This is a genomic window from Pseudoalteromonas sp. S558 (genome assembly GCF_005886635.1).
GTDB classification, from domain to species: Bacteria; Pseudomonadota; Gammaproteobacteria; order Enterobacterales; family Alteromonadaceae; genus Pseudoalteromonas; species Pseudoalteromonas aliena.
The window spans coordinates 1-2,026 of sequence record NZ_PNDU01000476.1 but is presented as its reverse complement, the minus strand read 5'-3'; the positions used below and the strand labels follow the sequence as shown (position 1 = coordinate 2,026).

Annotated in this window: 2 protein-coding genes; both read left to right on the top strand. The window is 36.6% G+C overall.

Translation table 11 applies throughout. The features are described 5' to 3' along the window. Positions 1-1,014, top strand: a 1,014-nt coding sequence (locus CWB66_RS22375; RefSeq protein ID WP_212747845.1) for a hypothetical protein, incomplete at its 5' end; no start/stop codon positions are given. A 15-nt stretch (positions 1,015-1,029) separates the two neighbouring features. Next, entirely contained in the window at positions 1,030-1,890 is an 861-nt protein-coding gene (locus CWB66_RS20955) for an immunity 49 family protein (protein ID WP_138586959.1), read from the top strand. Positions 1,891-2,026: the final 136 nt, after the last annotated feature.

Here is a 2,026-nt window from a genome sequence, read left to right as displayed (position 1 = left end):
AACCATTACCAATATGCGCCAAATCCAGTGAATTGGGTGGATCCGATGGGGTTGTTGTGTAAAGAGGGTGTGAAAAAGCTTTCTAAGATGATAGGCGACATCGTTGACCCAGCAACAAAAGCCAAAATATTAAAAATTGCTGAAGACAGTTCTCCAGCAGATGCCAGAACGGGTAATATTAAAGTAACAAGACCTAATGGTGAAAACAGATTAGAGCATGAATACAGTATCGAATCTATGGATGTTGATAACGGTAAAATTACTTTAACACGAGAAGTAGGCGATAAAGTGATTGAAACTACGATGAGCATTGAACAGTTTGTTGGTGGGCATGTTATTGATGGCAAAGTGGTAAATGAAGAATGGTCTCGTGAAACAGGAACGTTGACTGAGAATGAGTTAAAACTCAACAAAGCAACTAAAAAGGCAGGCAGTAAACGGACTGTTTCTTCTCTTCCTGTAATGTTGAAAGAGAATGTGGATACTCGTGATGCGGAAATGCTCGAGCGAGATAAGCATAAGGCAAAAACTTCACCAGAAGAAACAAAACGTTATAACGACCAAATACCAAAAATTAACAATGAATCAGCCAAAATTGGTGAAAAGGCTGCTGATGCAGCGATTAAAATACAATACCCTGGTTATACTCGTATTCACCCAACGAGCTTAGAGAGTTCTACATCGGTAAAGGGTAACTTTGATATGGTTTATAAAAATGCTGATGGTGATGTCATTATTGTTGAAGCCAAGGGGGGCAGTAGCCCATTAGGTAAAATGAAAATTGGTAAAGAATATTATCAGCAAGGCACAACGAAGTATGCAGAAGCCATTACTAAAAACATGGCTAAAGCTTCACCAAATACAACAGATAAGAAAGCGGCTAATGCAATCGAAGTAGCTATAGAGAGCGACAACATAAAATATTTACATATTAAAACTCCTATTACTAAAACTGACGGTGGTTCTATAGTTGGTGAAGTGGAAATTTCAGAGTTTGATATCGAATTATTATAATTAGTAGGTTAATAAATGAAAATTGAAAGAGCATATAAGCCTAATTTAAAACAAGTGTCTGTAGATGAATGGTTAGAACCTCTACAGAAAAGAAGAAAAAAGATTTCAGAAAATCTGATTAAGAAAAAAGGTAACTTAATAAGGTTCTCTGAGCTTTATATTAATATATCCAGCTGGCTTACTTGGGAAGTTCAAACGCCAGAGATAGAAAAAGAGTCAGCAACAGGGCTACGTTATGCGTCTAAGATGTACGCAGCGTTCCTCAAACTTGCAGAGCAGCCAGAGCAAGAGCAAACCTTTAAAATATATAATTTACCTGAAGTAACGTGGAATGGTAAAGGTATGTTAGAAGCTGGTTATGCAGCTCCATCAGAATGGATTGATGCCTATTTTTTAGCGGTGATTACTCGCGATACTAAAAGTATGGATAGCTTGGCAAATTTTCCTATAGAAACTATGAAACAAAGTGCGACACAAGCTGATCCTGTTTTATACAGTGTGGTTGAAGTATTTCAAGCTTACCATAATCGTCTCCCTGATTTTCCTATGTTGTTAAATAATACAATGGAAGAGTTACTTTCAGATGGAGATGACTGGTCAATATATATAGGTATGGGATATTTAGAAACTTTTGGTGCATTAATGCCAGCAACTTTTGATATTGGTTGTAATTTTAATGAAGCACTGGCTAAAAACCTGCAAGCGCAAGAACGCTACCACATTAATGAGGCGGGTCCAGATCATGCCCCTGTAGATTCATTCTTGCCCCTACAATTGTTAGGTATGGCATGCATGTGGCACGATATGGGTAATGAGGTAACGGTTGAAAGTGATTCACTTCCTCGTTTTTTAATTAATGGAACTTATTTTAAATAATTAAAACAAAATAAACTAGACACCCACTTTAAATAGTGAGTGTCGATTTACTACTAATACAATGTAATTAAAAATATAACATTAAAGAAAAGGATGCTTCGATGGCAGCAATCAGAATAACTCAATCTGTTGGATT

What these genes read in the sequence shown, in the direction of transcription:
- CWB66_RS20955 (WP_138586959.1), top strand. Translation starts at nt 1,030, where the DNA reads ATGAAAATTGAAAGAGCATATAAGCCTAATTTAAAACAAGTGTCTGTA.